This is a genomic window from Bacteroides sp., from assembly GCF_028690125.1.
GTDB lineage: Bacteria > Bacteroidota > Bacteroidia > Bacteroidales > Bacteroidaceae > Bacteroides.
The window spans coordinates 25413-51219 of sequence record NZ_JAQVBV010000015.1 but is presented as its reverse complement, the minus strand read 5'-3'; the positions used below and the strand labels follow the sequence as shown (position 1 = coordinate 51219).

Annotated in this window: 23 protein-coding genes; 15 read left to right on the top strand and 8 right to left on the bottom strand. The window is 37.4% G+C overall.

Features of this window, described 5'->3' with window-relative positions:
- Positions 1 to 4: 4 nt before the first annotated feature.
- Positions 5 to 1024 (bottom strand): phosphate acetyltransferase, encoded by a 1020-nt coding sequence (gene pta / locus PHO71_RS11470; RefSeq protein ID WP_300203313.1) that lies wholly within the window; start codon positions 1022 to 1024, stop codon positions 5 to 7.
- A 192-nt stretch (positions 1025 to 1216) separates the two neighbouring features.
- On the opposite strand from pta, the gene PHO71_RS11465 reads away from it, so the two are divergent.
- Genes PHO71_RS11465 through PHO71_RS11455 form a run of 3 tightly spaced genes read left to right on the top strand, consistent with a single transcriptional unit; the run spans position 1217 to position 3245 of the window.
- Positions 1217 to 1579, top strand: coding sequence for a CidA/LrgA family protein (locus tag PHO71_RS11465; RefSeq protein WP_300203311.1), 363 nt, complete (start codon positions 1217 to 1219; stop codon positions 1577 to 1579).
- Positions 1576 to 2271, top strand: a complete 696-nt coding sequence (locus tag PHO71_RS11460; RefSeq protein ID WP_300203309.1) for an LrgB family protein — start codon at positions 1576 to 1578, stop codon at positions 2269 to 2271. The genes PHO71_RS11465 and PHO71_RS11460 overlap by 4 nt, the downstream gene beginning before the upstream one ends.
- A gap of 56 nt (positions 2272 to 2327) precedes the next feature.
- Positions 2328 to 3245: a DUF2156 domain-containing protein gene (locus PHO71_RS11455; protein WP_300203307.1), complete on the top strand. Its 918-nt coding sequence runs from the start codon at positions 2328 to 2330 to the stop codon at positions 3243 to 3245.
- 196 nt (positions 3246 to 3441) lie between these two features.
- Here PHO71_RS11455 and PHO71_RS11450 read toward each other — a convergent pair whose 3' ends face one another.
- Positions 3442 to 4278, bottom strand: coding sequence for a TonB family protein (locus tag PHO71_RS11450; RefSeq protein WP_300203304.1), 837 nt, complete (start codon positions 4276 to 4278; stop codon positions 3442 to 3444).
- A 173-nt stretch (positions 4279 to 4451) separates the two neighbouring features.
- Here PHO71_RS11450 and PHO71_RS11445 point away from each other — a divergent pair, with 173 nt between their 5' ends.
- Both PHO71_RS11445 and PHO71_RS11440 read left to right on the top strand, forming a co-directional pair.
- A complete protein-coding gene (locus PHO71_RS11445; protein ID WP_300203432.1) occupies positions 4452 to 5468 on the top strand; it encodes a GNAT family N-acetyltransferase in 1017 nt (338 codons plus the stop codon).
- 371 nt (positions 5469 to 5839) lie between these two features.
- Complete coding sequence (locus PHO71_RS11440; protein ID WP_300203302.1) at positions 5840 to 7291, top strand: calcineurin-like phosphoesterase family protein; 1452 nt, start codon at positions 5840 to 5842, stop codon at positions 7289 to 7291.
- A gap of 169 nt (positions 7292 to 7460) precedes the next feature.
- Here the strand turns inward: PHO71_RS11440 and cdaA are convergent, their stop codons facing one another.
- On the bottom strand, positions 7461 to 8222 hold the full coding sequence (gene cdaA, locus PHO71_RS11435; protein ID WP_300203300.1) for a diadenylate cyclase CdaA: 762 nt from the start codon (positions 8220 to 8222) through the stop codon (positions 7461 to 7463).
- A 25-nt stretch (positions 8223 to 8247) separates the two neighbouring features.
- Positions 8248 to 9096, bottom strand: coding sequence for a dihydropteroate synthase (gene folP / locus PHO71_RS11430; RefSeq protein WP_300203298.1), 849 nt, complete (start codon positions 9094 to 9096; stop codon positions 8248 to 8250).
- Between the two features lie 121 nt (positions 9097 to 9217).
- Between folP and murF the strand changes: the two genes are divergently transcribed.
- Complete coding sequence (gene murF, locus PHO71_RS11425) at positions 9218 to 10516, top strand: UDP-N-acetylmuramoyl-tripeptide--D-alanyl-D-alanine ligase (RefSeq protein WP_300203296.1); 1299 nt, start codon at positions 9218 to 9220, stop codon at positions 10514 to 10516.
- Positions 10517 to 10697: 181 nt separating this feature from the next.
- Here the strand turns inward: murF and PHO71_RS11420 are convergent, their stop codons facing one another.
- A complete protein-coding gene (locus PHO71_RS11420) occupies positions 10698 to 11087 on the bottom strand; it encodes a VanZ family protein (protein ID WP_300203294.1) in 390 nt (129 codons plus the stop codon).
- Positions 11088 to 11190: 103 nt separating this feature from the next.
- Here PHO71_RS11420 and PHO71_RS11415 point away from each other — a divergent pair, with 103 nt between their 5' ends.
- Complete coding sequence (locus PHO71_RS11415; RefSeq protein ID WP_300203292.1) at positions 11191 to 12561, top strand: sodium-dependent transporter; 1371 nt, start codon at positions 11191 to 11193, stop codon at positions 12559 to 12561.
- 2 nt (positions 12562 to 12563) lie between these two features.
- On the top strand, positions 12564 to 13478 hold the full coding sequence (locus PHO71_RS11410) for a helix-hairpin-helix domain-containing protein (protein ID WP_300203290.1): 915 nt from the start codon (positions 12564 to 12566) through the stop codon (positions 13476 to 13478).
- Positions 13479 to 13658: 180 nt separating this feature from the next.
- On the opposite strand, the gene PHO71_RS11405 is transcribed toward PHO71_RS11410, so the two are convergent.
- The 3 genes from PHO71_RS11405 to PHO71_RS11395 are packed head-to-tail and all read right to left on the bottom strand — an operon-like array spanning position 13659 to position 17173.
- Complete coding sequence (locus tag PHO71_RS11405) at positions 13659 to 14315, bottom strand: ABC transporter ATP-binding protein (RefSeq protein WP_300203288.1); 657 nt, start codon at positions 14313 to 14315, stop codon at positions 13659 to 13661.
- Between the two features lie 9 nt (positions 14316 to 14324).
- Positions 14325 to 15056 (bottom strand): tRNA threonylcarbamoyladenosine dehydratase, encoded by a 732-nt coding sequence (locus PHO71_RS11400; RefSeq protein WP_300203286.1) that lies wholly within the window; start codon positions 15054 to 15056, stop codon positions 14325 to 14327.
- Positions 15038 to 17173 carry a cation:proton antiporter gene (locus PHO71_RS11395; RefSeq protein ID WP_300203284.1) on the bottom strand — a complete coding sequence of 712 codons (2136 nt, stop codon included), beginning with the start codon at positions 17171 to 17173 and terminating at the stop codon, positions 15038 to 15040. The genes PHO71_RS11400 and PHO71_RS11395 overlap by 19 nt, the downstream gene beginning before the upstream one ends.
- A gap of 199 nt (positions 17174 to 17372) precedes the next feature.
- On the opposite strand from PHO71_RS11395, the gene PHO71_RS11390 reads away from it, so the two are divergent.
- The 7 genes from PHO71_RS11390 (at position 17373) to PHO71_RS11360 (ending at position 25807) form a co-directional block, all read left to right on the top strand.
- Positions 17373 to 18380 (top strand): aspartate-semialdehyde dehydrogenase, encoded by a 1008-nt coding sequence (locus PHO71_RS11390; RefSeq protein ID WP_300203282.1) that lies wholly within the window; start codon positions 17373 to 17375, stop codon positions 18378 to 18380.
- A gap of 493 nt (positions 18381 to 18873) precedes the next feature.
- Positions 18874 to 19584: a glycosyltransferase family 32 protein gene (locus tag PHO71_RS11385; protein ID WP_300203280.1), complete on the top strand. Its 711-nt coding sequence runs from the start codon at positions 18874 to 18876 to the stop codon at positions 19582 to 19584.
- 1 nt (position 19585) lies between these two features.
- Positions 19586 to 20293, top strand: a complete 708-nt coding sequence (locus tag PHO71_RS11380; protein ID WP_300203278.1) for a glycosyltransferase family 32 protein — start codon at positions 19586 to 19588, stop codon at positions 20291 to 20293.
- A 176-nt stretch (positions 20294 to 20469) separates the two neighbouring features.
- On the top strand, positions 20470 to 20718 hold the full coding sequence (locus PHO71_RS11375) for a hypothetical protein (protein ID WP_300203276.1): 249 nt from the start codon (positions 20470 to 20472) through the stop codon (positions 20716 to 20718).
- 160 nt (positions 20719 to 20878) lie between these two features.
- Positions 20879 to 22288, top strand: coding sequence for a S41 family peptidase (locus tag PHO71_RS11370; RefSeq protein ID WP_300203274.1), 1410 nt, complete (start codon positions 20879 to 20881; stop codon positions 22286 to 22288).
- A complete protein-coding gene (locus PHO71_RS11365) occupies positions 22269 to 23561 on the top strand; it encodes a radical SAM protein (RefSeq protein WP_300203272.1) in 1293 nt (430 codons plus the stop codon). Before PHO71_RS11370 ends, PHO71_RS11365 begins: the two co-directional genes overlap by 20 nt.
- Before the next feature lie 41 nt (positions 23562 to 23602).
- Positions 23603 to 25807, top strand: a complete 2205-nt coding sequence (locus tag PHO71_RS11360) for a peptidase domain-containing ABC transporter (protein ID WP_300203270.1) — start codon at positions 23603 to 23605, stop codon at positions 25805 to 25807.

Here is a 25807-nt window from a genome sequence, read left to right as displayed (position 1 = left end):
TAGATTATTTGTTAGCTTTTGCTGCAATAGCCTGATTTGCCGTAATAGCAATCATACGATATACATCCTCGATAGAACAACCACGAGACAAGTCATTCACCGGACGAGCAATTCCCTGCAGAATAGGGCCAATAGCATCAGCATGTCCTAAACGTTGAACCAATTTATAAGAAATATTACCTACTTCCAGACTAGGAACGATCAACACATTTGCCTCTCCTGCTACCGGTGATCCGGGAGCTTTGCTAGCAGCAACTTCAGGTACCAAGGCAGCATCCGCCTGCATTTCGCCATCCAAATCTAAAGTAGGAGCCATTTCTTTAGCAATCTTAGTTGCTTCTATGACCTTATCTACTACCTCATGCTTAGCAGACCCCTTTGTAGAGAAGCTCAACAAAGCCACTTTAGGAGTTTCAATACCGGCAACGGCTTTAGCAGTCTGAGCTGTACAAATAGCAATCTGAGCCAATTGATTAGCATCAGGAACCGGAGTTACAGCTACATCACCCATTACCAAAATGCCATTTTTGCCGCATTCCGGAGCGTGAGTCAGCAGCAACATTGCACCAGATACACAAGTGATACCCGGAGCTGTTTTAATAATCTGCAATGCCGGACGCAATACATTACCAGTTGTGTTACGTGCACCTGCCAACTGACCATCAGCATCACCACTCTTGATCATCAAACATCCATAAAATAAAGGATCACTCGTCAATTGGCGAGCCTCTTCAATAGTCATTCCTTTCTTTTTACGAAGTTCGCACAACAATTGCGCATACTCCTCATGCTTAGAAGAAGTCTCCGGATCGATAATGGTAGCTTTATTGATGTTTCCTAATCCCCATTTTACAGCAAGTTCGTTGATCTCCTCCGGCTTGCCCAATAAAATAAGATCAGCAACTTCATCTGTCAAAATCTGGTTGGCAGCTTTTAATGTACGTTCTTCCGTTCCTTCCGGAAGCACAATACGTTGGCGGTTTTCTTTCGCACGCGCCACAATTTGGTTAATTAAATTAAGCATTGATATATCTATAATATGTTTTGAACTTTCAAGTTGTTTGTCAATTGCGTCACAAAAGTACGCAATTTTGCTATATACACATTACAAATCAGCCTATTTTTCTCCACCAAATCTAAATTATTATAATATTTAACACAGTACTTCTATTTTTCCTACCTTTGCACTGTTTTCAACAATCAATAGGTAATTAGTATGATACGTCAGTGCGCCATTTTATTTGGCTGTTTGGCTTTGGGTGAATTAATCGTTTATCTTACGGGTATCAAACTCCCTTCCAGCATTATAGGTATGCTGCTCCTCACCCTCTTTTTGAAATTAGGTTGGATTAAATTGCAATGGATACAAGGACTTTCCGACTTTTTAGTCGCTAACTTAGGATTCTTTTTCGTTCCTCCCGGAATTGCATTAATGCTATATTTTGATGTAATCACAGCAGAATTCTGGCCGATAGTGGTTGCCACTATTGTCAGTACGATCCTTGTTCTTTTGGTCACAGGATGGGTACACCAGATTATTCGGAAATTAAAGACTCCCTTAACACATAAAGATCAATGAATTTCTTAGAAAATGAATTCTTTCTGTTGGCTATTACCTTCGGGATTTTCTTTTTAGCCAAATCGCTTCAGAACAAAACAGGAATATTATTATTGAATCCCATATTACTCACTATCGCAATTCTTATCATCTTTTTAAAGATGACAAACATATCTTATGAAACCTACAATAAAGGAGGACATCTCATTGAGTTCTGGCTACGTCCTGCAGTTGTAGCCTTAGGAGTCCCCTTGTATCTTCAATTGGAGATGATAAAGAAACAGTTATTGCCTATCCTTCTCTCCCAATTGGCAGGTTGCATTGTCGGAGTCATTTCCGTTGTAATCATAGCAAAATTAATGGGAGCCTCTCAGGAAGTTATTCTATCTCTAGCCCCTAAATCCGTTACCACCCCTATTGCTATGGAAGTTACCAAAACGATTGGTGGTATTCCTTCACTAACAGCAGCAGTTGTCGTAGCAGTTGGTTTATTAGGCGCCATATGTGGTTTCAAAGCAATGAAAATCATGCGCGTCGGCAGTCCCATTGCCCAAGGTCTTTCTATGGGAACAGCTGCGCATGCGGTCGGAACTTCCACTGCCATGGATATCAGTAGCAAATATGGAGCCTATGCGAGTTTAGGACTCACATTAAACGGAATATTTACAGCTTTATTAACGCCTACGATTCTTCATTTATTAGGAATCTTGTAAAAACAAAATCCTTCTATTTTCCGTTATATAAAAGTTAAACTCAAAAAAACAATTTCATGATTGCATTTAAAGATATCACACTTGCTGATAAAGACACAATTACCGCATTCACGATGAACAGTAATCGCCGGAACTGCGATCTTTCTTTTTCAAATCTCTGTAGTTGGAGATTTTTATACGATACCAAATTTGCAGTAATCAACAACTTTTTAGTTTTTAAGTTCTGGGCAGAAGAGCAATTGGCTTATATGATGCCTATAGGTACGGGAAATCTAAAAGTTGTTCTTCGAGAATTAATTGAAGATGCGCATCGAGAAAACCAACAATTCTGTATGTTAGGAGTATGTAGTTGTATGCGGACTGATCTTGAAGCAATTCTGCCCGAACAGTTTACCTTTACAGAAAACCGTGACTATGCAGATTATATATATTTAAGAAGTGACCTTGCGACTCTTAAAGGCAAAAAGTTCCAGGCAAAAAGAAATCATATCAACCGATTCCGCAATACTTATCCCGATTATGAATATGCACCAATTACCCCGGACCGTATTCAGGAATGTTTGGATTTGGAAGCTGAATGGTGTAAAATGAATGATTGCGACCAACAGAATGGAACCGGCAATGAACGCCGCGCTCTTATTTATGCACTTCATCATTTTGAGGCATTAGGTCTGACAGGAGGTATTCTACATGTGAATGGAAAAATAGTTGCATTCACTTTTGGTATGCCAATCAATCACGAAACATTTGGAGTACATGTAGAAAAGGCAGATATTAATATTGATGGTGCATATGCAATGATCAATTATGAATTTGCAAATCATATTCCCGAACAATATACTTATATGAACCGCGAAGAAGATTTAGGAATTGAAGGATTACGCAAAGCGAAACTCTCTTATCAACCGGTTACCATTCTGGATAAATACATGGCTTGCCTAAAAGAGTATCCAATGGACATGATAAAGTGGTAAATACTATATTAAGGGCGATAAGACTTGTCCAAATAAAAGACAGTTTATCAATATATAATTATTTAGGCACGAATTACAGAAAAACAGACGATTCTTTTATGAATTAAAATCGTAAAATCAATGAAATCCGTGCCTAAAAAGTAATAATTAAAGACTTTTGATACAATTTTCCCGTCATATTCTGATTTTATTCATACTATTCAGCTACCAGTTTTATTTCCGGAAGAGGTACTCTAAACCAATATTCTTCCCACGGCGTATCCTTTCCCGGAATTGAAAATGTAAATTTCACCAGATTATCATTCAGAAACTCAAATGTAATTGAATTTTTTGAGCCTTCTTTAAAAAGGTCTATCGCCGATTTTTCCAAAGTTTCCACATATGTATTCTCTGATTCTTTTTGGTAAGTTCCCGAAGCTGTAATCACCACACCCGCTTTATTATCACCTGTGAAAATATTCATAAATGTACCGTCAGAAGACAATATTTTCAATACCTGGACCCGATATATATGGTATTCTTCACCAATGGTCTTCACAGAACAAGATTGCCATACACCTTCCAATGCCGCATTTTTCACTTCCTGCCCTACAGGCAACACTAAATCCGATTTTAGCCTTGATATACTTCCTTCTGTCATACGAAAAAAGATAGGAACATTATAACGGACCTTCACCGGCACCCCCTGCTCTGTCCCCGGTATCCATTTAGGCATCTGTTTCACCAAACGGAGTGCTTCAGCATCTAGTGATGGCTCTACCCCTCGCACTATCTTCTCTTGAGCAATACTGCCATCTTCCATAATTACGAACTGAACTATTACACGACCACCTATTCCATTTTTCTGAGCTTCAGCAGGATATTGGACATTTGTACTCAAATATTTCATTAACGCCTGCTGTCCACCCGTAAATTCAGGCATTTTCTCGGCTACGAAATAAACTCCATTTTCATCAACTTTCGGCATATGCTGAGCAGAAAGTGACAAACACCCACATAGAATCAAAATCAAGCAAACTAGTTTCGTTTTCATAATATATTCATTTTAACAGGTTATTTTATAAAGAACATTTTCTAAGTATTACAAATATAACATTTTATTGTCAGTAAAAAAAACTAAATGCCACATTATTATTCATTCATCACAAATATTTTAGGCAACCTGAAAACGAATTTTTATCTTTGTTTGTTTAATAGTAAATCCGACTGATTATGAAAGAAGAAGTAAAAGCATTATGGAAACTTTGTTTCAATGACAGTGAAACTTTCATTGATATGTACTTTCGCCTACGCTATACCGATGAAGTAAATGTTGCCATTCAAAAAGATACCGCAATCATCTCCGCTCTTCAAATGCTTCCTTACCCGATGAGCTTTTGCGGACATACTGTGCAGACTTCTTATATTTCAGGTGCTTGTACTCATCCCGATTTTCGTGGAAAAGGTACAATGCGTGAGCTTCTCACTCTCGCTTTCAAAAGAATGCTTCATAACGGTATTTCTTTCAGCACATTGATACCCGCCGAACCTTGGTTATTCAACTATTATACGCAAATGGGATATGCACCTGTATTCCAACATTCAGTTAAAGAAGTTATTGTACCTTCAATTACTCCTTCTCCTAAAATAAAAATAAATTCTATATCTGATTATCAGGAAGAAGTATATCAATATCTGAACAGAGAACTATCCAAACGATCTTGCTGTATTCAGCATACTTCTGATGATTTCAAAATAATCATGACTGATTTAGGCATCAGCGATGGTATTCTGGTTATTGCCAAACAAGAGAATATAATAAATGGATTGGCTATTGCATATAATGGGAATGAAAATCTGATTATTAATGAGCTTTTAGCAGATTCAAAAGATATAGAGAACCAGTTATTGCATTATTTGCAACAACAAAGCGGACACGGGCAGATTATCAGATTGTTGCCTGTTAATAATGAACAATCCCGGCACTCGTTTGGTATGGCACGGATAATCAATGCCAAAGAGGTGCTAAAACTATATGCAACAACCTTTCCTGAACTAACAATGAACTTTGAATTAACAGACAAGCAGTTACCGATAAATAATGGTTATTACTATATACAGAAAGGAAAGTGTGAATTTAGTACCGAACAATTACCTGAGATATCCACTCAAATGAATATAAGCGAATTAAGTAATAAACTTCTCCAGCCCTTACACCCTTATATGAGTTTAATGCTAAACTAGTTATAACTAATTTAAAACGATTCAGTCAATAAACTTTTTCTCTGCACAATTTAATTCGTTGAACTATAGTCCAACGCAACTTCAACTATAGTCTTCCTTTCGTTGAACTATAGTCCAACGAAAGGAAGACTATAGTTCTACGAATTAATCTTTGTACTCAAACAGATTACTTTATTCAGTGGAAAAAATTAGTTTATGGCTTCTTTTTAAATAAAGTACTTTTCATAATTATATCACCGTATTGAAAACATGGTAAAAAGTGAATCGCAAAAATGAGAAAGAAAAGAAATAAAAATGCAACCATTATGTTACATACTTTTTCGTTTTCATTTCATATCTTTGCATATCAACTAATTATATAAAAAAAACAGATGAAATCCACAAAGTTTTTATCCACCTTACTACTATTGCTATCTTTGGCGATAGTCAGTTGTCAGGCAGCCGGACTTCCTTCAAAGAAAGGAATGACTGTAAAAGGTATTGTTACAGATAACAAAAAATCTCCCATTGCCGGAGTTGTAGTAACCGATGGAGTCAATTTCACCCAAACAGATGAAAAAGGACATTATTATCTACCGTCTAATTTCGACCAGTCGAAATTTGTTTATCTTTCTATTCCGGCAGATTATAAAGCTATCGTAGAGAATGCACTTCCAACTGGATATTATGCCGCTTTAGACAAACAACAAAAGATAAACCGTTGTGATTTTCAATTGGAAAAAAGAACGATGCCTGCAAACGATTTTACTTTCATTGCCATCTCCGATCCACAAATGAAAACAGAGAAGCATCTCGCCCGTTTCAGTAACGAAACAGTTCCCGATCTGGAGGCAACGTTAAAAACGCTCAATGGCAAAGAAATATATGGAATGATGTTAGGAGACATTTCTTGGGATGCTATGGAAATATATGCTCCCTACAAAGAAGCTATATCCAAACTCAATCTAACGATGTATCATACGATAGGTAATCATGATTTCGACCTACAGTATACAGCTTTAAGCAATTCACAAAATCCGAATGAATGGGCAGAACACGTTTTCGGAGACAATTTCGGACCAACTGATTACTCTTTCAATGTAGGAAAAGTGCATATTATTTCCATGAAAGATATTGATTATCAAGGACAGAAAAAATATAAAGAAAGCTTCACTGTTGAACAATTAGAATGGCTTAAAAAAGATCTCAGTTATGTGAAACCCGGCACATTGGTATTATTATCTCTTCATGCTCCTGTGGCTAATTACTCAAATAAAGGAAAAGGTAACACACGCAATGCCGCACAGCTATTTGAAATTCTGCAAAACTACAAAGTTCATATTTTCTCCGGTCACACTCATTTTTACGAAAACCGAATTGTTACTCCTGATATCTATGAACATAATATAGGAGCTGCCTGCGGTGGCTGGTGGTCAGGTGATGTCAATCGTTGCGGAGCACCTAACGGATATCTTCTAGTAGATATTAACGGAGAGGATATCAGTTGGCAATATAAAGCTACCGGTCAGCCTTTGGATTACCAGTTCCATGTATACAAACCGGGAGAGTTTCAATCGCAACCGGAATATTTAGTCGTGAATCTATGGGATTATGATCCCGCCTGGTCTCTCACTTATTATGAAAATGGAATAGAGAAGAAAGGAGTATTAGAAGCATTCGATGATGAAGATCAAGCAGCTATCACACAAAAAAAAGGAAAGACAACCGGATATCACACATTACATCTTTTCCGTGTTCGTCCATCAGCAAATACATCAAAAGTGGAGATTGTAGCTACCAACCGTTTCGGAAAAAGTTTTCGGAAAACATTGAGTATAAAATAAGCTCTGAGACATACCAAATGACAGAGTATAGCAAACTTGTAAAATCAGTATTTGCTATACTCTGTTTTATAATATAGGGTTCTGAGACATTAAAGCTATATGTTGAATGTTTCTCACTCATAAAACCAAAATCGGATAATATAGGAATCCAACTTTATCCTTAATGTACTTAATTCTCTTTTGTAAGCAGACTTTCCAATTCCTCTGCATTCAAGCGAAGATAGAACTGCCCCCGATAGGCAACCGAAATAGCTCCTGTCTCTTCAGAAACAATAATAGCATGCGCATCCGATTGCTGGGAGATTCCCATAGCAGCACGATGCCGTAACCCCAACTCTTTAGGTATATTCAAGTCATGGGATACCGGAAGAATGCAACCGGCAGCTTTAATACGTTTCTTACTAATCACCATTGCACCGTCATGCAAAGGGCTATTCTTGAAAAATATATTCTCAATCAAACGTTGATTAATCGCTGCATCAATAATTTCTCCTGTACGAACTACTTCATCTAAAGGAATATTATGTTCAATCACAATCAATGCACCTACCTTCTGCTTTCCCATACTCAGACACGCCATTACTACCGGCATAATATCGTCGTGCTGTAACGATTCTTTTTTAGAGCCACTAAAGAAACGGGCCAACGCGCTAAAGTGACGATGAGAGCCTAATGTCAATAGAAAACGACGTATTTCATCTTGAAAAAGCACAATCAAGGCTATAACACCTACGCTCATTAAAGTATCGAAAATAGACCCAAGCAATTTCATTTCCAACACTTGAGTCACCACCAGCCAAATTAAGATAAAAACCAAAATGCCGGTAAACACTTTGATAGAACCGGAAGCTTTCATCAATTTGTATGTATAATACAACAATAAAGCAACCAGCAGAATATCAATAAAATCTTTTATACCAAACTCCAACACAGCGTCAACAGCTATTTATAGATTACTAATTCTTTAATTTTTCTATGATCCGGACAGCCTCCACAGCCTCACGCACATCATGTACTCGCAAGATATTTGCACCTTTTATCAAGGCAACTGTATCCAATACAGTAGTTCCGTTCAATGATTCCTGAGGTGTACCTCCCAATAATTTATAAACCATAGACTTACGGGAAACTCCAACCAACAGAGGTAACTCAAAGATACTGAATTCTTCCAGATGTGACATCAATTCATAATTATGCTCCAGCGTCTTTCCAAAACCAAAACCCGGATCAAGTATAATATCATTCATCCCCAAATCCCGAAGTTGCTGTACTTTTCGAGCAAAATACATAAAAACCTCTTTAATCAAATTTTCATAATGTGGCTCCTGTTGCATATTCTGAGGAGTGCCCCGCATATGCATCATAATATAAGGTACTCCCAATCGGGCTACCGTTTCGAACATCCGTCCGTCCATCTCACCTGCAGAGATATCATTCACAATAGCAACTCCATAATCTTTCACACATTGCTCGGCAACATCGGCACGAAAAGTATCTACGGAAACAATCGCATCCGGATAAATACGGTTGATGATTTCAAGCCCGGTACGAAGTCGTCGCATTTCCTCTTCTGCCGAAATATGTTCAGCATTCTGACGCGAAGAATAGGCTCCGATATCAATGATAGAAGCTCCTTCATCAATAATCCGGCACGTTCTGGCAGTAATTTCTTCTTCTGTTTGCATCCTACTACCGGAATAAAAAGAGTCGGGTGTTACATTCAGTATACCCATTACTTGGGGGATAGCTAAATCGAGTAAATGTCCTTTTACATTTATATATATAGGAGAAATAGATTTCATCATCGTTCATATTCCAATTAGGTTGTTGCAAATGTAGAGAAAAAAAGCAAGTATTCACATTAAAATTAAGAAATAAATCCGAAAGAATAGTCTATCTTTGCACTGTTTTAAAAAGGATCAGGTTATGAAACTTTCTGCTCTTTACCAGATTTTTCTGGATTGTCAATCTGTGACTACCGACAGCCGTAATTGTCCGGAAGGGTCATTATTTATAGCCTTAAAGGGTGAGTCTTTTAATGGTAACGCTTTTGCCGGAAAAGCCTTGGAAGACGGATGTGCATTCGCTGTTATTGACGAGGCAGAGTATGCCCAAAAAGATGACGAACGATATATACTTGTAGAGAACTGTCTACAAACATTACAACAGCTTGCCAACTATCACCGCTGCCAATTGGGAACACGGGTAATCGGAATTACTGGAACCAACGGAAAAACGACTACCAAAGAATTAATATCCGCCATTCTTTCACAATCATACAAGATACTTTATACACTGGGAAATCTGAACAACCACATCGGTGTACCGCTAACATTACTCCGTCTAAAACCGGAACATGACCTTGCAGTCATCGAAATGGGAGCCAGTCATCCCGGAGATATCAAAGAATTAGTGGACATTGCCGAACCGGATTATGGTATAATCACGAATGTCGGCAAAGCTCATCTCGAAGGATTCGGTTCATTTGAAGGAGTTATCAAAACCAAAGGGGAATTATACGACTTTTTACGTCAAAAGGAAAAATCTACGATCTTCATTCATCAGGATAATTCTTATTTGATAAACATTGCTCAGGGACTAAACTTGATAGCATATGGCAGTCAGGATGATTTATATGTGAACGGAATTGTAACCGGCAACTCTCCTTACCTTACTTTTGAATGGAAAGCAGGCAAAGAAGGTATCCGCCACGAAGTACAGACTCAACTCATCGGTGAATATAATTTCCCCAATGCTTTAGCTGCTATTACTATTGGATATTTCTTCGGTGTAGAGCCTTCAAAGATCGACAAAGCCCTTACGGAATATACACCTCAAAACAACCGTTCGCAGTTGAAAAAGACTGCCGACAATACACTCATTATAGATGCTTACAATGCTAACCCGACCAGCATGATGGCTGCCTTAAAGAACTTTCAAAAGATGGCCGTTCCTCATAAAATGCTTATATTGGGAGAAATGCGCGAATTAGGACCTGATAGTCCGGTAGAACACCAGAAAATCGTAGATTACATAAAAGGATGCAACTTCGAGCAAGTATGGCTTGTCGGAGAACAGTTCGCAACCGCACAACATTCTTTTAAAACGTATGCGAATGTGCAGGAAGTAATAGAAGATGTTAAAGCGAACAAACCTCAAGAATACACCATTCTAATTAAAGGATCAAACGGAATAAAACTTAGTACATTGGTAGAGTATTTATAATCTACAAAATCGACATACTAATAGTAATATATATATCATATATATAAACATTATTAGACGTGGATGACACGGATAACGCGGATTTAAAGAAATTAGGCCATAAATTTAATCTTAAAATCCACGTCATCCATGTCATTCTCGTCTAAAAAATAAAATATGATAATTTTCGACGTATATCTTTTTATTTTCTCAGCAATCTCGGTCTCACCAAATAATAAGCAACCAAACTTGCCAGCACTGCTCCAGTAGTATTAGCGGCAAAATCCAACCAATCTCCTCCTCTATAATCAGTGCAATATTCCTGCAGCAACTCTACACAACCACTAAAAAGTATAGGGCACAAGAATGCTCCCACCCATGCATGCCACATCGGACTATTATCTCTACGGTGCGCACGAAGGAATTCCAACCACAACATTCCGGACATACCGAAGTACATACAAATATGCACCAGCTTATCTAAATTAGGAATCTCATTCAAGTCAGTCTGAGGTGGTTTGAAAAAAGATAGATAAATCACTGCCAAAATAATAAAAAGGGAAATTGGGTATTTCTTAATATAAGATAGCATATCTAAATTAAATTACAAGATTTGCACAAATATAAGCATCATTTTCTATATTTGCATTTTACAAGGTGTATTTTATAACGATTTGTAAGATAAAACAAGATTTATGACAAAAAACGATAGAGCAAACTTCGGTAGCAAATTAGGAGTTATACTCGCTTCCGCAGGTTCAGCAGTAGGGTTGGGCAATATCTGGCGATTTCCTTATGAAACAGGAAACCATGGTGGCGCAGCTTTTATATTGATCTATTTAGGATGTATCCTTCTTCTAGGACTTCCTATCATGATTGCCGAATTCCTGATCGGAAGACGTTCAAAGGCTAATACAGCCAGAGCTTATCAAAAATTAGCACCCGGAACCCAGTGGCGTTGGGTAGGACGTATGGGAGTCTTGGCAGGATTCCTGATTCTCAGTTACTATTCCGTAGTAGCAGGATGGACACTTGAATATATCTTTGAAGCAATAACCAACGGATTTTCCGGAAAGACATCCAATGAATTCATTTCGTCCTTCCAGCAATTCTCCAGTAATCCATGGAGACCTGTATTATGGTTAGTTGTATTTTTATTAGGAACTCATTTTATCATTGTAAAAGGAGTAGAAAAAGGGATTGAAAAATCCTCTAAAATCATGATGCCTACCCTATTCATTATTATATTAATACTAGTCGTCTGTTCAGTGACTCTTCCCGGAGCCGGAGCCGGTATTGAATTTCTATTGAAACCCGATTTCAGCAAGGTAGACGGAAATGTATTTTTAGGAGCTATGGGACAAGCTTTCTTTTCTCTTAGTCTGGGAATGGGATGTCTGTGTACCTATGCTTCCTATTTCAGCAAAGACACAAACCTAACCAAGACAGCTTTCAGCGTGGGAATCATTGATACGTTTGTAGCAATATTAGCCGGATTTATTATTTTCCCTGCGGCTTTCTCCGTTGGCATACAACCCGACTCCGGCCCAAGCCTCATCTTTATAACCCTTCCCAACGTATTTCAGCAAGCATTTAGCGGAGTACCGGCCTTGGCATACATATTTTCAGTGATGTTCTATGTGTTGCTGGCAATGGCAGCACTTACTTCCACCATCTCCCTGCACGAAGTAGTGACAGCTTATCTGCACGAAGAATTTAAATTCAGTCGCAGAAAGGCAGCCAGATTTGTGACGGGGGGGTGTATTCTTCTTGGAGTCTTCTGTTCATTGTCGCTTGGAGTCATGAAGGGATTCACCATCTTTGGACTAGGAATGTTTGACCTCTTCGATTTCGTGACAGCCAAAATCATGTTACCACTGGGCGGCCTATTAATCTCTCTATTTACCGGTTGGTATCTCGACAAGAAAATCGTCTGGGCAGAAATCACGAATGATGGAACTCTCAAAGTCCCTACCTATAAATTGATTATCTTCATACTAAAATATATTGCTCCAATTGCCATATCAGTGATATTTATTAATGAATTGGGATTGATCAAACTATAATAATGTGGAAAGACTTTTTTTACTTTACTAAAACAGAACGGCAAGGCATCATCGTCCTTGTCGTTCTTATTATAGGAGCATTTTCCGCTCCCCGACTCTTTCAACTATTTATTCCCGCCGAAGAGAACAATCTGGAAAAAGAAGAGAACTTTGAAAAGGAATATGAGGAATTTATGGCTTCGCTTAAAGAAGTAAAATACAGTAGCAAGTATACCAAAAAGCTCCCTCTTCCTCACCCTAAAAGAGAAATCAAACTCTCAACATTTGATCCCAACACTGCAGATTCTATCACTTTCTTAACCCTCGGTCTACCTTCATGGATGGCTAAGAATATTTTGCATTATCGAGAAAAGCAAGGAAAATTCAGCCATCCCGAAGATTTTCGAAAAATATATGGGCTGACAGAAGAACAGTACCAAATGCTTCTTCCTTATATCCACATTACTCAAAAGATCACTCCCAAAGATACAACTCAACTACTCATGGTACAAAAGGTACAAAGAGACACATTATTCAAATATCAACCCGGTACAATTATCGACCTCAATCAGGCAGATACAACCGAACTCAAAAAAATTCCGGGAATTGGAAGTGGCATTGCCCGGATGATTGTAAATTATCGCAATCGTTTAGGCGCTTTTTACCGGATCGAGCAATTACAGGACATTCATCTGAAAGTAGAGAAGCTCCGCCCATGGTTTTCTATCGATACAACCTTGATACGATGCATCAACATCAATAAAGCGAGTACAGAACAGATGATGCGTCATCCATACATCAATTATTATCAAGCCAAAGTTATCAACGAACACAGAAAAAAGAAAGGACCTTTAAAAAGTCTGAAAGAACTGACATTATATGAGGAGTTCACGCCGGCAGATTTTGAGAGACTCTCCCCTTATATTTGTATGAATTAATAAAAAAAGATGCATTCCTATCACACTAGACAAGAATGCATCACACACAAACAAAACAAACACTCTACTATCATCTTCACAGACTTCTGTAGAGAAGCGATATAAAGATATAGCTAAAAGATAAAATAGACATCATCCAATAGCCATTTGGTATAGCTTTTTAGAAGTTTGGTCCTATAATTAAACTTTTTTAATTATACCATCCACCATATTAACCGTCCGGTCGGTAATCTTAGAGAGATTTTCGTCATGAGTGACAATCACAAATGTCTGTCCAAAACGTTCTCTCAAATCAAAGAATAATTGGTGTAATTCTTCTTTATTGTGAGTATCCAGACTTCCCGAAGGTTCATCTGCCAGAATCACCGCAGGATGATTGATCAAAGCCCTTGCCACAGCAACCCGTTGCTTCTCTCCACCGGACAATTCATTTGGTTTATGAGAGGCACGTTCTGTCAGCCCCATGAAATTTAATATTTCCAAAGCACGTTCATTGGCATCTTTAGAGGAAACACCTGCTATGAAAGCCGGAATCATCACATTCTCCAAAGCTGTAAACTCCGGCAACAGTTGATGAAACTGAAATACAAAACCGATATTCTTATTACGGAATGCAGAAAGTTCTTTCTCTTTCATCCGGCTGACTACCGTGCCGTCAAACTCAACAACACCCGCATCCGGTTCATCCAAAGTTCCCATAATCTGCAACAGAGTCGTTTTCCCCGCTCCACTGGGCCCTACAATACTGACAATTTCACCTTTATTAATCTCAAGATCGATACCTTTCAATACTTGCAACGAACCAAAACTTTTGGTTATTCCTTCTAGTCTTATCATAATATCCCTCTATAATCGTTTAATAACATATTCCGCCAGATAGCATGCAAACACCGCCGGCATATAACTCACCGTCCCGCAAGTGGACTTTTTATTCCGTTCATCATCCGTCAGCAATACAGCCTTCGAGTCCGCCTGTTCGGTACTGAATACGACAGGCAATTTCCGCTTCATTCCCATTTTCTGCAACCGTTTTCGCACGGCTTTACTCAATCCACAGTGATAAGTATCCCAAAGATCGGCAAAGCGGACTTGCGTGATATCACTTTTTGCTCCTGCACCCATGCTGGAAACAATTTTAATACGACGTTTCATCGCCTCAAAAATAAGAAAGCACTTCGGACTAATCGTATCGATGGCATCCACAATAAAATCAAACTTTGCCGAATCCAACAATTCCGGTATATTCTCATCTTTCAGATAAACAGGCATCACCCTCAATTCTATTTCAGGATTAATATCCTTATACCGTGCGGCAAGTACTTCCGCTTTCGACATTCCCAATGTAGAGTGCATGGCTGGTAATTGACGATTCATATTAGTTGGCTGTACCGTATCCGCATCCACAATCGTCATCCGACCCACTCCTGCACGGCAAATCATCTCAGCAGCATATGCCCCTACTCCGCCCAAACCAACGACCAACACGTGCGACTCGCGGATACGCCTCATTTTTTCTTCTCCCAACAGGAGTTCTGTTCTTTGTTGCCAGTTCTCTTCCATCAATTCTTCTTTAACCATTTATAGAACCATTTACCTACCTTATCATAATGTTGCGATTCATTGTAGCCACGCGGATCAGAGAACGAAACAATCTCCTGCGGTTCTCCGAACTGATCCGGATACAAGATAATCAGACTGTTATTAGCGAAATATTTACCAAGCTGCCCCGGCAGACGCTCAAAAGAAGGGTCATAAGAGATAGAGCCACGACGAGCATTAATCACCACCAACAAATGATCATAATTCACTTGTCCCGTCAATAACAACAAATCATCCCACTCTTCCAATACCGAAAATTCAGTAGGCGTGCTACTATGCTTCTTCTTCACCAATTGCTGCAAGCGCATCAAAGTATGTTCATTGGCAAAGAAATGTACCCGGCATCCCAGCATACTTCCCATCCTGCAGAAATGTTCCACCCATTTTTGGAACCCAGTTTCATATTCAGCTTTGGGCGGCACAGCAATATTAATACGACGAAGCGTATTGACGGGCATCAGGAACTTTGCAATCATCACTTCTTTATGAGTACCTTTCAATAGATTCTCCGCCAGATTCCCAAAAAACGAATCGACAATATTGGCTTTCCGGTGCAGGCCGATAACAACATCCGTAGCCTCATATTCTTTTATAGTGTGGATAATTCCCGAAGCAATATTCAAATCGTACCGACTTACCATCGCCACCGGTACATCTGCCGCTGCAGCAATCATAGCCGCTTTCTCAAGATTACGTTTGCCCTGCAACTCTTTATTCTCCGAACTGTTATTGTCATTAATTACATTCAGCGCTATCAATCCGTTTTTCTGCTTAGCATCCTTTATGACTAAAGCCAGATTAATCAATTCCTCAATTGTATCGGGATTAGCAACCGGAATCAGAATCTGTTCCTGCAATCTTTTTTCACTTTGTTCTTCGTCCTGCATATCTTCATTGACAGCAAAACGACGTGCTGCCCGCTCAGTAGCCAAAGAACTAATAATACAAGTAAAGAGTATCATAACAACCGTACCGTTCAGCACATCATCATTCAAAAGACGTTCTCCATTCTCCATAATGATTTCATGCCCTATCAGAACTGCAGCCAAGGTAGCTGCTGCCTGAGCATTACTTAATCCGAACATCATACTTCGCTCGTTAGGCTGCATACGATAAATTTTCTGAGTAATAAAGGCTGCCAGCCACTTACTGACAGTAGCAACTATAGTCATGACTAACGCCACTTTCAACGCTTCTCCTCCCATAAAGAGGCTTCTGATATCGATAATCATTCCAACGCCAATCAGAAAATAAGGAATGAACAAGGCATTTCCCACAAATTCCAACCGGTTCATCAACGGTGAAACGTGTGGAATCAAACGATTCAGAACAAGACCGGCCAGGAAAGCTCCAAGAATCCCTTCCATTCCTACAAACTCCATCAGACCACCACCTAAAAAGACCATTGCCAGCACGAATACAAACTGCATTACACTGTCATCGTACTTCCTGAAAAACCAACGGCCGATACGGGGGAAGAAGAATATAATCAGAAAACCTAGAAAGGTAACCTTTGCAACCAATAAAATCCAGAACATACTGTCAATCGTACCTTTATACATTCCACCAATCACAGCAAGAATAATCAAGGCAAGAGTAACGGTTATAGCTGTACCACCAATCGTTATATTGACACTCCGGAGTCTGGAAAGTCCATATCTACTAATAATAGGATAAGCAATCAACGTATGAGAGGCATACATACTAGCTAACAAAACAGCCGTAGTAAAACCATAGCCCAAATAACTCATGCTGCTCCATACACCAAGCACCATCGGAATAATAAAAGTGAACAGTCCAAATACAATACCTTTCGTCCGGTTTTTCTTAAAATCCTCCATATCCATTTCCAATCCGGCAAGAAACATTATATAGTAAAGTCCCACTTTCCCAAAAAGCTCGAAGCTACTATCACGATCTAGAATATGAAAACCATGTTCGCCAATCAAGACACCGGCCAGAATCATTCCGATAATATGAGGAATATGCAGACGCCCCAGAATCATTGGTGCAAAAAGAATAATAATCAATACAAGAAAAAACACCCAAGTCGGGTCAGTGATTGGTATAGTTAAATCAAAATCAAACAGATTCATACGTCCATGGTTTTAGGATTTCACTGCAAAGGAACAAAAAAGTTCGCACTCTTCCAATCCGAACAGAGAGAGAATCCATAATAATTCTTCGAAAAAAATGCGGATTATATGGCAAAATGTTATAATTTTGCAGCCAATTCTTTACTATTCGGTAGAATAGCGAGACAATCAAATTATTCACATTTAACAAAAGAAAAAGATGAAAGTAGCTATTGTTGGCGTAAGCGGAGCCGTAGGACAGGAATTCCTGCGCGTGCTCGATGAGAGAAACTTCCCGTTGGACGAGTTAGTTTTGTTCGGTTCTAAACGTAGTGCCGGAACAACTTATACTTTCCGCGGTAAACAGATCGAGGTAAAACTCTTACAACACAACGATGACTTTAAAGGTGTAGACATTGCTTTCACTTCCGCTGGTGCAGGAACATCTAAAGAGTTTGAGAAAACAATCACTAAATATGGTGCAGTGATGATTGACAACTCCAGTGCCTTCCGTATGGACGCTGATGTACCTTTGGTGGTACCCGAAGTGAATGCCGCTGACGCATTGGAGCGTCCACGGGGTGTCATTGCCAACCCGAACTGTACAACTATCCAAATGGTAGTTGCACTGAAAGCCATCGAACAGCTTTCTCATATAAAAACCGTGCACGTCTCTACTTATCAGGCTGCCAGTGGTGCAGGTGCAGCCGCTATGGACGAATTGTACGAACAATACCGCCAAGTATTGGCTAACGAACCTGTTACTGTCGAAAAGTTTGCTTATCAGTTAGCATTCAACCTGATTCCACAAGTTGATGTATTTACTGAAAACGGTTACACAAAAGAAGAGATGAAGATGTTCAACGAGACACGTAAGATTATGCACTCTGACATAAAGGTTAGTGCCACTTGCGTTCGTGTACCTGCTTTACGCGCTCACTCTGAAAGTGTCTGGGTAGAAACAGAACGTTCCATCTCTGTAGAAGAAGCTCGCGAAGCTTTCGCCAAAGGTGAAGGACTGGTTCTCCAAGACAATCCGGCAGAAAAAGAATATCCGATGCCTTTGTTCCTTGCAGGCAAAGATCCTGTTTACGTAGGACGTATCCGCAAAGACCTGACTAACGAAAACGGATTGACTTTCTGGATTGTAGGTGATCAGATTAAAAAAGGTGCTGCACTGAATGCGGTACAGATTGCTGAGTATCTGATTAAAGTAAAGAATGTATAAGAAGAATACATAAGACTTATATAAATAGTCGGCTTACAGCGTAATAATGTTTACAATGTAAGCCGACTATTATTTTTTTAGACCGCCTTCCCTCTCTTCCCACCATAAAAAATTTGACTCATCTTTGACCTAAACTATTCACTCGATTTATCTTCCTGGACATTTTTTCACCTCAATAAATGAAATTCAAAGCCAAATATGTCAATGACGATCAGAACAAATACTCATCAAATTTGAAATTAATCAAATATTAATAGGAATTATCAACAAGAAAACCCTCGATGAAATGGGATATTTTTAACAAAAAAGATATTGGTCCGAAATGGTCAGCCGTTTTATTTGCTTCGATTATCAAAACTCCGTACCTTGCTATTCAGAAAAAAACAAAAAGCTTTGAACATTTAGATGATTCAATTTTATGGATCATCCTATTGAAATAACAAGACACTTTTTTTTCATAAAACACACTATTAATATAAAAAAAATTAATACTATGAATGATATACCGAAAATAATCCACCAGATTTGGTCTGGAGTAGACGAACCTTTACCAGAACATCTTAGGACTTTAGGTGAGACATGGAAAGAACATCATCCGGATTGGAGTTATGAATTCTGGGATAATAATCGAATCACATCTTTTATTAAACAGTATTATCCCAATTATTGGGATGTATATTGTAGTTTCCAATATAATATACAACGGTGGGACGCTATACGTTATCTTATATTAGATAAGATAGGAGGTATGTATGTCGATTTCGACACAGAATGCCTAGCTTCCCATAACGATTTATTAAAAGGGAAGACTTGTTGTTTCTCTATGGAGCCAAAAGAACATGCTAAACCATTTAATTGTGATTTTTTTTTCAATAATGCTTTAATGGCAAGTGTACCAGAGCATCCTTTTATGAAAAAGATTGTTAATACAGTATTTAAATATAAAAGACCTAATACAGAAGTTTCCTCATGGACAAAGAGAGTATTAGAGATATTTCTTACAACTGGACCTCTTCTATTAATAAGATTGTACGAAGAGTATCCTAATAAAAATATGGTGTATTTGATTCCTTCAAAATTTGTATCACCTTTCACAGCCGACGAAGTTACGCTTATAAAACAGGGATCCGAATCCGAAGAATTAGAAAAAAAAATGGATGAAGCATACTCAATTCACTATTTTTTTAATGCTTGGGTAAAATAACATGAAAAAAATACCTACTATAATCCATCAGATATGGTCTGATGCGAAAACACCGTTACCAAAGCACTTCAATGCATTATGTGAAACTTGGAAAAATGATTATCCAGAATGGGAGTATATACTATGGAACGATCAAATGATGGACAAATTTATTCAGGAACAATATCCTCAATATTGGAATATCTATAGCCATTTTCCATATGATGTACAACGCTGGGATGCGATTCGATACCTTATTTTAGACAAAATAGGGGGAATGTATATTGATGTTGATTATGAATCTCTTTCCCCTATAAACAAGCTTATAGAAGATAAAACTTGTTGTTTTGCTCTTGAACCTAAATCCCATTGCAAAGTATTCAAAAGACCAATTGATCAAGTATTTAATAATGCCATGATGTTAAGTATACCAGGACACTCTTTTATACGCAAAGTCATAAAAACAGTTTTCAGAAAAGAAACATTAGATTATGAAGCTTCCAAAAATCTTTGTGTTTATAACACAACAGGTCCTTGGATGCTAATTGATCTATATTGTAATTTAACGATAGAGGAAAAAAAAGATATTTATTTGATCCCTGCTCAATATGTTACTCCTTTCGATATACCGGAAGCTCGTAGAGTAATAATGGGAGAAAAGAGTGAAGAACTAGAACAGTGCTTAGAGAATGCTTATGCACTGCACTATTTTTGGGGCAGCTGGAAATAAATATACAGTTAAATAATATGCATTTACAACAAGTATATTTCCATTTAAGAAAAGGGATTCGCAGTCCATCTTAAGTTCCAATATACGGTAATATAAACCAAAATTTTTAAGATAGCGAAAAATACATTTACATTTCGAGATTAAAAGATTTATTATTAAACAAAAAAAATTAGATTATGAAAATTTTAAAGAAATTAGTTTTAGGAAAGGTGCTCAATGAATCAGAAATGGGACAACTCAGAGGTGGTTCTGGAAGTAATCTTAATGACGCACAAGGCTGCTATTGTGAGGGAAGTACAGACTCTGTAAGTGCATGTAATAACAATTCAAATAAAATGAATCAGTGCTCTTGTTATGGAAATGACAACAACAGTAATAACGGAACAGGCTGTAGCTGTGGAGCTCCATATGAGCCAGAATACTAATTGCTAACTTGAATATCAAAACGATATTACAAATTCTAAGGACATGACTAAAGAATTTCACAACTAATAACCACCATAAGAATAGTATCTGGAATATCTTTTAGTCTGTCCTATGAAGATTAATGTAACTTGAATAAGCCCTATTAAACTAAGATTGTCTATGATAAAAAATAAATTAGACCTTATTAAGGTAAAGATATTAATCTTACTTCTGTTGTTTACAAATACTTGTTCTCTTTTCGCTCAAAAGAACTATAACTATCAACATATTGTTGATTTATCTCAAATATGGAAGGATGTCCATGAGAACTTCTATAATCCTCAGCTACTAAAAGAAATAAATTTCGACAGTATTTATCAGGTTTTTATTCCTTTAGTCGCCAAAGTAGAAAATAAATCAGAATACCATTTTCTTCTCCAAAAGTTTATGGCTAATTTACAAGATGGACATACAGAGGTTTTATATGAAAAAAGATGGAAGCAATTGCCTGATCAAATTGATTTTCTACCTTCTGAATTTACTTGGGTAAATAATAAATTATTTATTTCTGCAGTAGATAAAGGACGAATAACTGATATACCTATAGGAAGTGAAATCTTAAAAATAAAAGGAATAAGAACCCATACTTTTTTACAAGAGAATATATATCCATATATTTCTTCAAATACATTACAAGATAAAAAAAGAAAAGCCACAGATTTACTGACATGGGGACATAAAGACAGTACAATTTCAATGCAAATAAAAACGCCTGACAACACAACGAAAATCATTACAATTCCATATTGTATGAGACACCAACAACTAAACTTTCGTCGTGATTTAACAGGATGGAAAGGTTCCTCCATATATCGCTATCGAGAAACCGACTCATATTTAGTTGAAAAGGAAGACTACAAATATTACTATTTTCGATTTGACAACACCTTTGCATTATCCAATAGCATTACAGATATTGTACACGATGCAGCGTCAAGACCTGATTCTATAAATTCTGCGGATTATACAATATTAGATTTAAGATATTGCACAGGTGGCTCCGAATTGAAAGCAGACACATTATTGATGTGTTTTCTAGACATTGATACACTTAGGACCTATAAATCATTAACAAGAAAGAATATAGCTTTTTACAACGCTATGGGGTATGGCTTTAAGGAATATCGTGATTATTATGAAGGTCTAAAAATGGATACTCTTCCTGAGAGTATTATTATAAAGAAAAATTTGCCACTATTCACGAAGCCTTTATATATATTGATTAGCGAAATAACTTATTCTGCCGCAGAAGATCTATTGATAACTCTTAAACTTCATTATCCAGATAGAGCAATACTTGTTGGGACACCAACAGGAGGTTCTACTGGTGCACCTCTGGTTAAATTTCTATCTGATGGTACACTTTACCGCATTTGCACCAGAGCTCCACTTCTTCCACCTGCGCTAATGAATAATGGAATTATACCTGATTATTATTATGAAAAAATAATTAAAGACTATATAGAAGGAACTGATGAAGTTTTTAATTATATAAAACAATTATACAAAAATGAAAGCAAGCAAATATAATTTATACTTAGAAGAAGGTGGTAACTACTATGTTTATAATCAATTAACAAGTGCCTTTACTCAAGTAGATCAAGAATTATACATCTCATTAAAAGAGAATAATTTAGAAACTATTAGTCAACATTCTTTTTCTGATATAGAAGAAGAATTACACAAGTCCCATTTTATATGTGACAACGACTTAGTAGAAGAAAATATAATTTTACGCATGAACCGAGAATTCCGTTATGGAAGACATATGGCAAGAGTTACTGTGCTACCGACAGTTAATTGTAATTTCAGATGTTGGTATTGTTATGAAACTCATACAGAAAGCCAAATGTTAGAACAAGATATGAAAGCAATGCTTATATTTATGGAAAATCTTATTAAAGATAACAAATTAAATGTCTTTCAACTTGATTGGTTTGGTGGAGAACCATTGCTTTTTTTTAATGAGATAATATACCCTACAGGTTTAAAAATGAAAGAATTATGCAAAATACATAATGTACATTTTAGTCATACAATCACAACAAATGGATATCTAATAAACGATGAAATAATTAATAAAATGAACAAAATAGGACTCAATTCTTTTCAAATAACCTTAGATGGTAGTTCTACATTTCACAATAAGACTCGTTTTTCTACTACTGACAAGCAAACATATGATACAATTGTAAACAATATCACTTCTCTTTGTCGGGAAATTAATAATATAAACATAATATTACGCATTAACTATACTCCGAAAAATTTATCTACAATAGATACTATAGCTCATTCATTTCCTGAAGATGTAAGAGCTAAAATTCACATTCAACCACAATTGGTTTGGCAATTTAAATATGATATAAATGGTATAAATGATACCATAAAAGAAAAACTAAGAGTTTTTTCTTTAAATGGATTTCCAATCACTACAGCAGTAACCCCTTCCTTTAACCATGGATGTTACGTAGAAAATTCGCTACAATATGTCATCAATTATGATTTATCTGTCTATAAATGTACTGCTCGTGACTTTGTTTCTAAAAAATTTTCTATTGGTAATATTTCTAATGATGGAGATTTTAAGCCTAACTCAAATTACTACAATTATTTCACTAGTTCTTACATGGAAAATCCGATATGCCTTGCTTGTTCTTTATTGCCAATATGTTCAGGTATGTGCATTCAAAAAAAAATTGAGAACGGAATTGGAAGTTGCCCCAAAGAGAATGTTGAAAAGTCACTAATAAACCAACTTTATTTACTAATTGAGTCTTCTAGAAAAGACATAGAATCCTAATTACTAACAAAATGCACTTCTGAAATACTTTAAATTGGCACATGAAAAAATTTCCTCATTATCAACAACTTGACTCCATGGATTGTGGTCCATCTTGCTTACGCATGATTGCCAAATACTATGGCCGTAGTTATTCCCTACAAAATTTGAGGGAGAGGAGCTTTATTACCCGGCAAGGAGTTTCCATGTTGGGTATTAGTGACGCTGCTGAAAGTATCGGTTTTAGGACGCAAGGAGTACGAATCAGCTTGGAACAACTTATCGAAGATGTACCTCTACCCTGTATCCTCCATTGGAATCAGAATCATTTTGTGGTGCTGTATGACATCAAAAAGAAAAAGTCAGGAGTAACTTTTAAAATCTCCGATCCGGGAAAAGGAAAGTATGACATGGATACAGCGGGAATTGAGAAATGCTGGATCAGTACCCGAAAAGAAGGGAAAGATTCCGGCACTGCTTTGGTATTAACTCCAACACCTGATTTCTACGAGCGAATCGATGACCAAGAGCAACAGAAAAGGAATTTATCCTTTTATCTTCGTTATTTGTTTCCTTACAGGTCACAGCTTTGCCAACTTGTAGTCGGGATGCTATTGGGAAGTGTATTCTCACTCATTCTCCCTTTTCTTACGCAAGCAATGGTCGATCAAGGTATCGGAAATCGTAATCTTAACTTTATCACTCTAATACTTATTGCCCAGTTGGTCTTATCGATCACACAGATGGGAGTTGGTTTCATCCAAAGCTGGATCAGTCTGCACATGAATACCCGAATAAGTATCACTCTAATTTCTGATTTCCTTGCCAAACTAATGAGGTTACCCATTCGTTTTTTCGACGCAAAGAACATCGGAGACATTCTGCAACGTATTGGTGATCACGGACGAATTCAGTCATTTATGACAGGAACCACCTTAACCACCATATTCTCATTCTTTAACTTCTTTATTTTTGCCTTCATAATGGCTTATTATAACCTAACCATATTGGTAGTCTTTCTGGTGGGAAATGCGTTGTATGTGACCTGGATTTTGTCTTTCATGCGTTATCGTCGTAAATTGGATAACGCCCGTTTTGCACAGGCTTCTGCCAATCAGAGTAATATGGTACAGCTTATTACCGGTATGCAGGAAATCAAACTGAATAACTGTGAGAAGCAACAACGCTGGAAATGGGAATCTATCCAAGTGAAACTGTTTAAAATCAGTATCCAAGGAACTGCTTTGGGACAGATTCAGCAAGTCGGTTCTCTCTTTTTCAGCCGGACAACCTCATTGCTCATTTCATTTTTGGCAGCTAAAGCTGTTGTAAACGGAGAAATCACATTGGGTATGATGATGTCTATCAGTTATATCATTGGTCAGCTATCCGGTCCGATCGGTCAGGTGATTGGTTTCAGCCAATCTCTACAAGATGCTAAAATAAGCTTGGAGCGATTGAACGAGATTAATAATAAGGAAGACGAGGTTACTGTCGTGGAAAGCAAAATAAACACACTCCCCGAAGATAAAACACTCAAACTGGAAAATGTAAACTTCAGCTATGACGGTGCAGAAAGAGAATATGTACTGGAAAACCTGAACCTAACTATTCCCCAAAATAAAGTAACAGCGATTGTAGGGGCCAGTGGTAGTGGAAAAACAACTATCATAAAGTTATTATTAGGCTTTTACGAACCGGTAAAAGGTAAAATAAAAGTAGGTAACTATTCACTTACAGACATCAATCCCCACTTGTGGAGACAGAATACAGGTGCTGTGATGCAGGAAGGGTTCCTTTTCTCCGATACCATTGCAAATAACATTGCGCTAAGTGAAGAAACTGTTGACCAAAAGAAACTATTGTATGCCGTAGAAACAGCCAATATTAAAGATTTTATTGAGTCACTCCCTTTAAAGTACAATAGTAAAATCGGTATGGAAGGAAGCGGTGTCAGTCAAGGACAAAAGCAACGTCTATTGATTGCGCGGACTATTTATAAAAAACCGACGTTTCTGTTCTTCGACGAAGCGACCAATGCGCTTGATGCAAATAACGAACGAATCATATTAGATAATTTAAAGGCATTCTATAAAGGACGAACAGTAGTGATTGTAGCACACAGGCTTAGTACTGTGCAGAATGCAGATAATATTATTGTACTGGATGAAGGTAAAGTAATCGAAGAAGGAACACATAAAGAACTGACTGAGAAGAAAGGAGCTTATTATACCTTAGTGAAAAACCAGTTAGAGTTGGGAGTATAA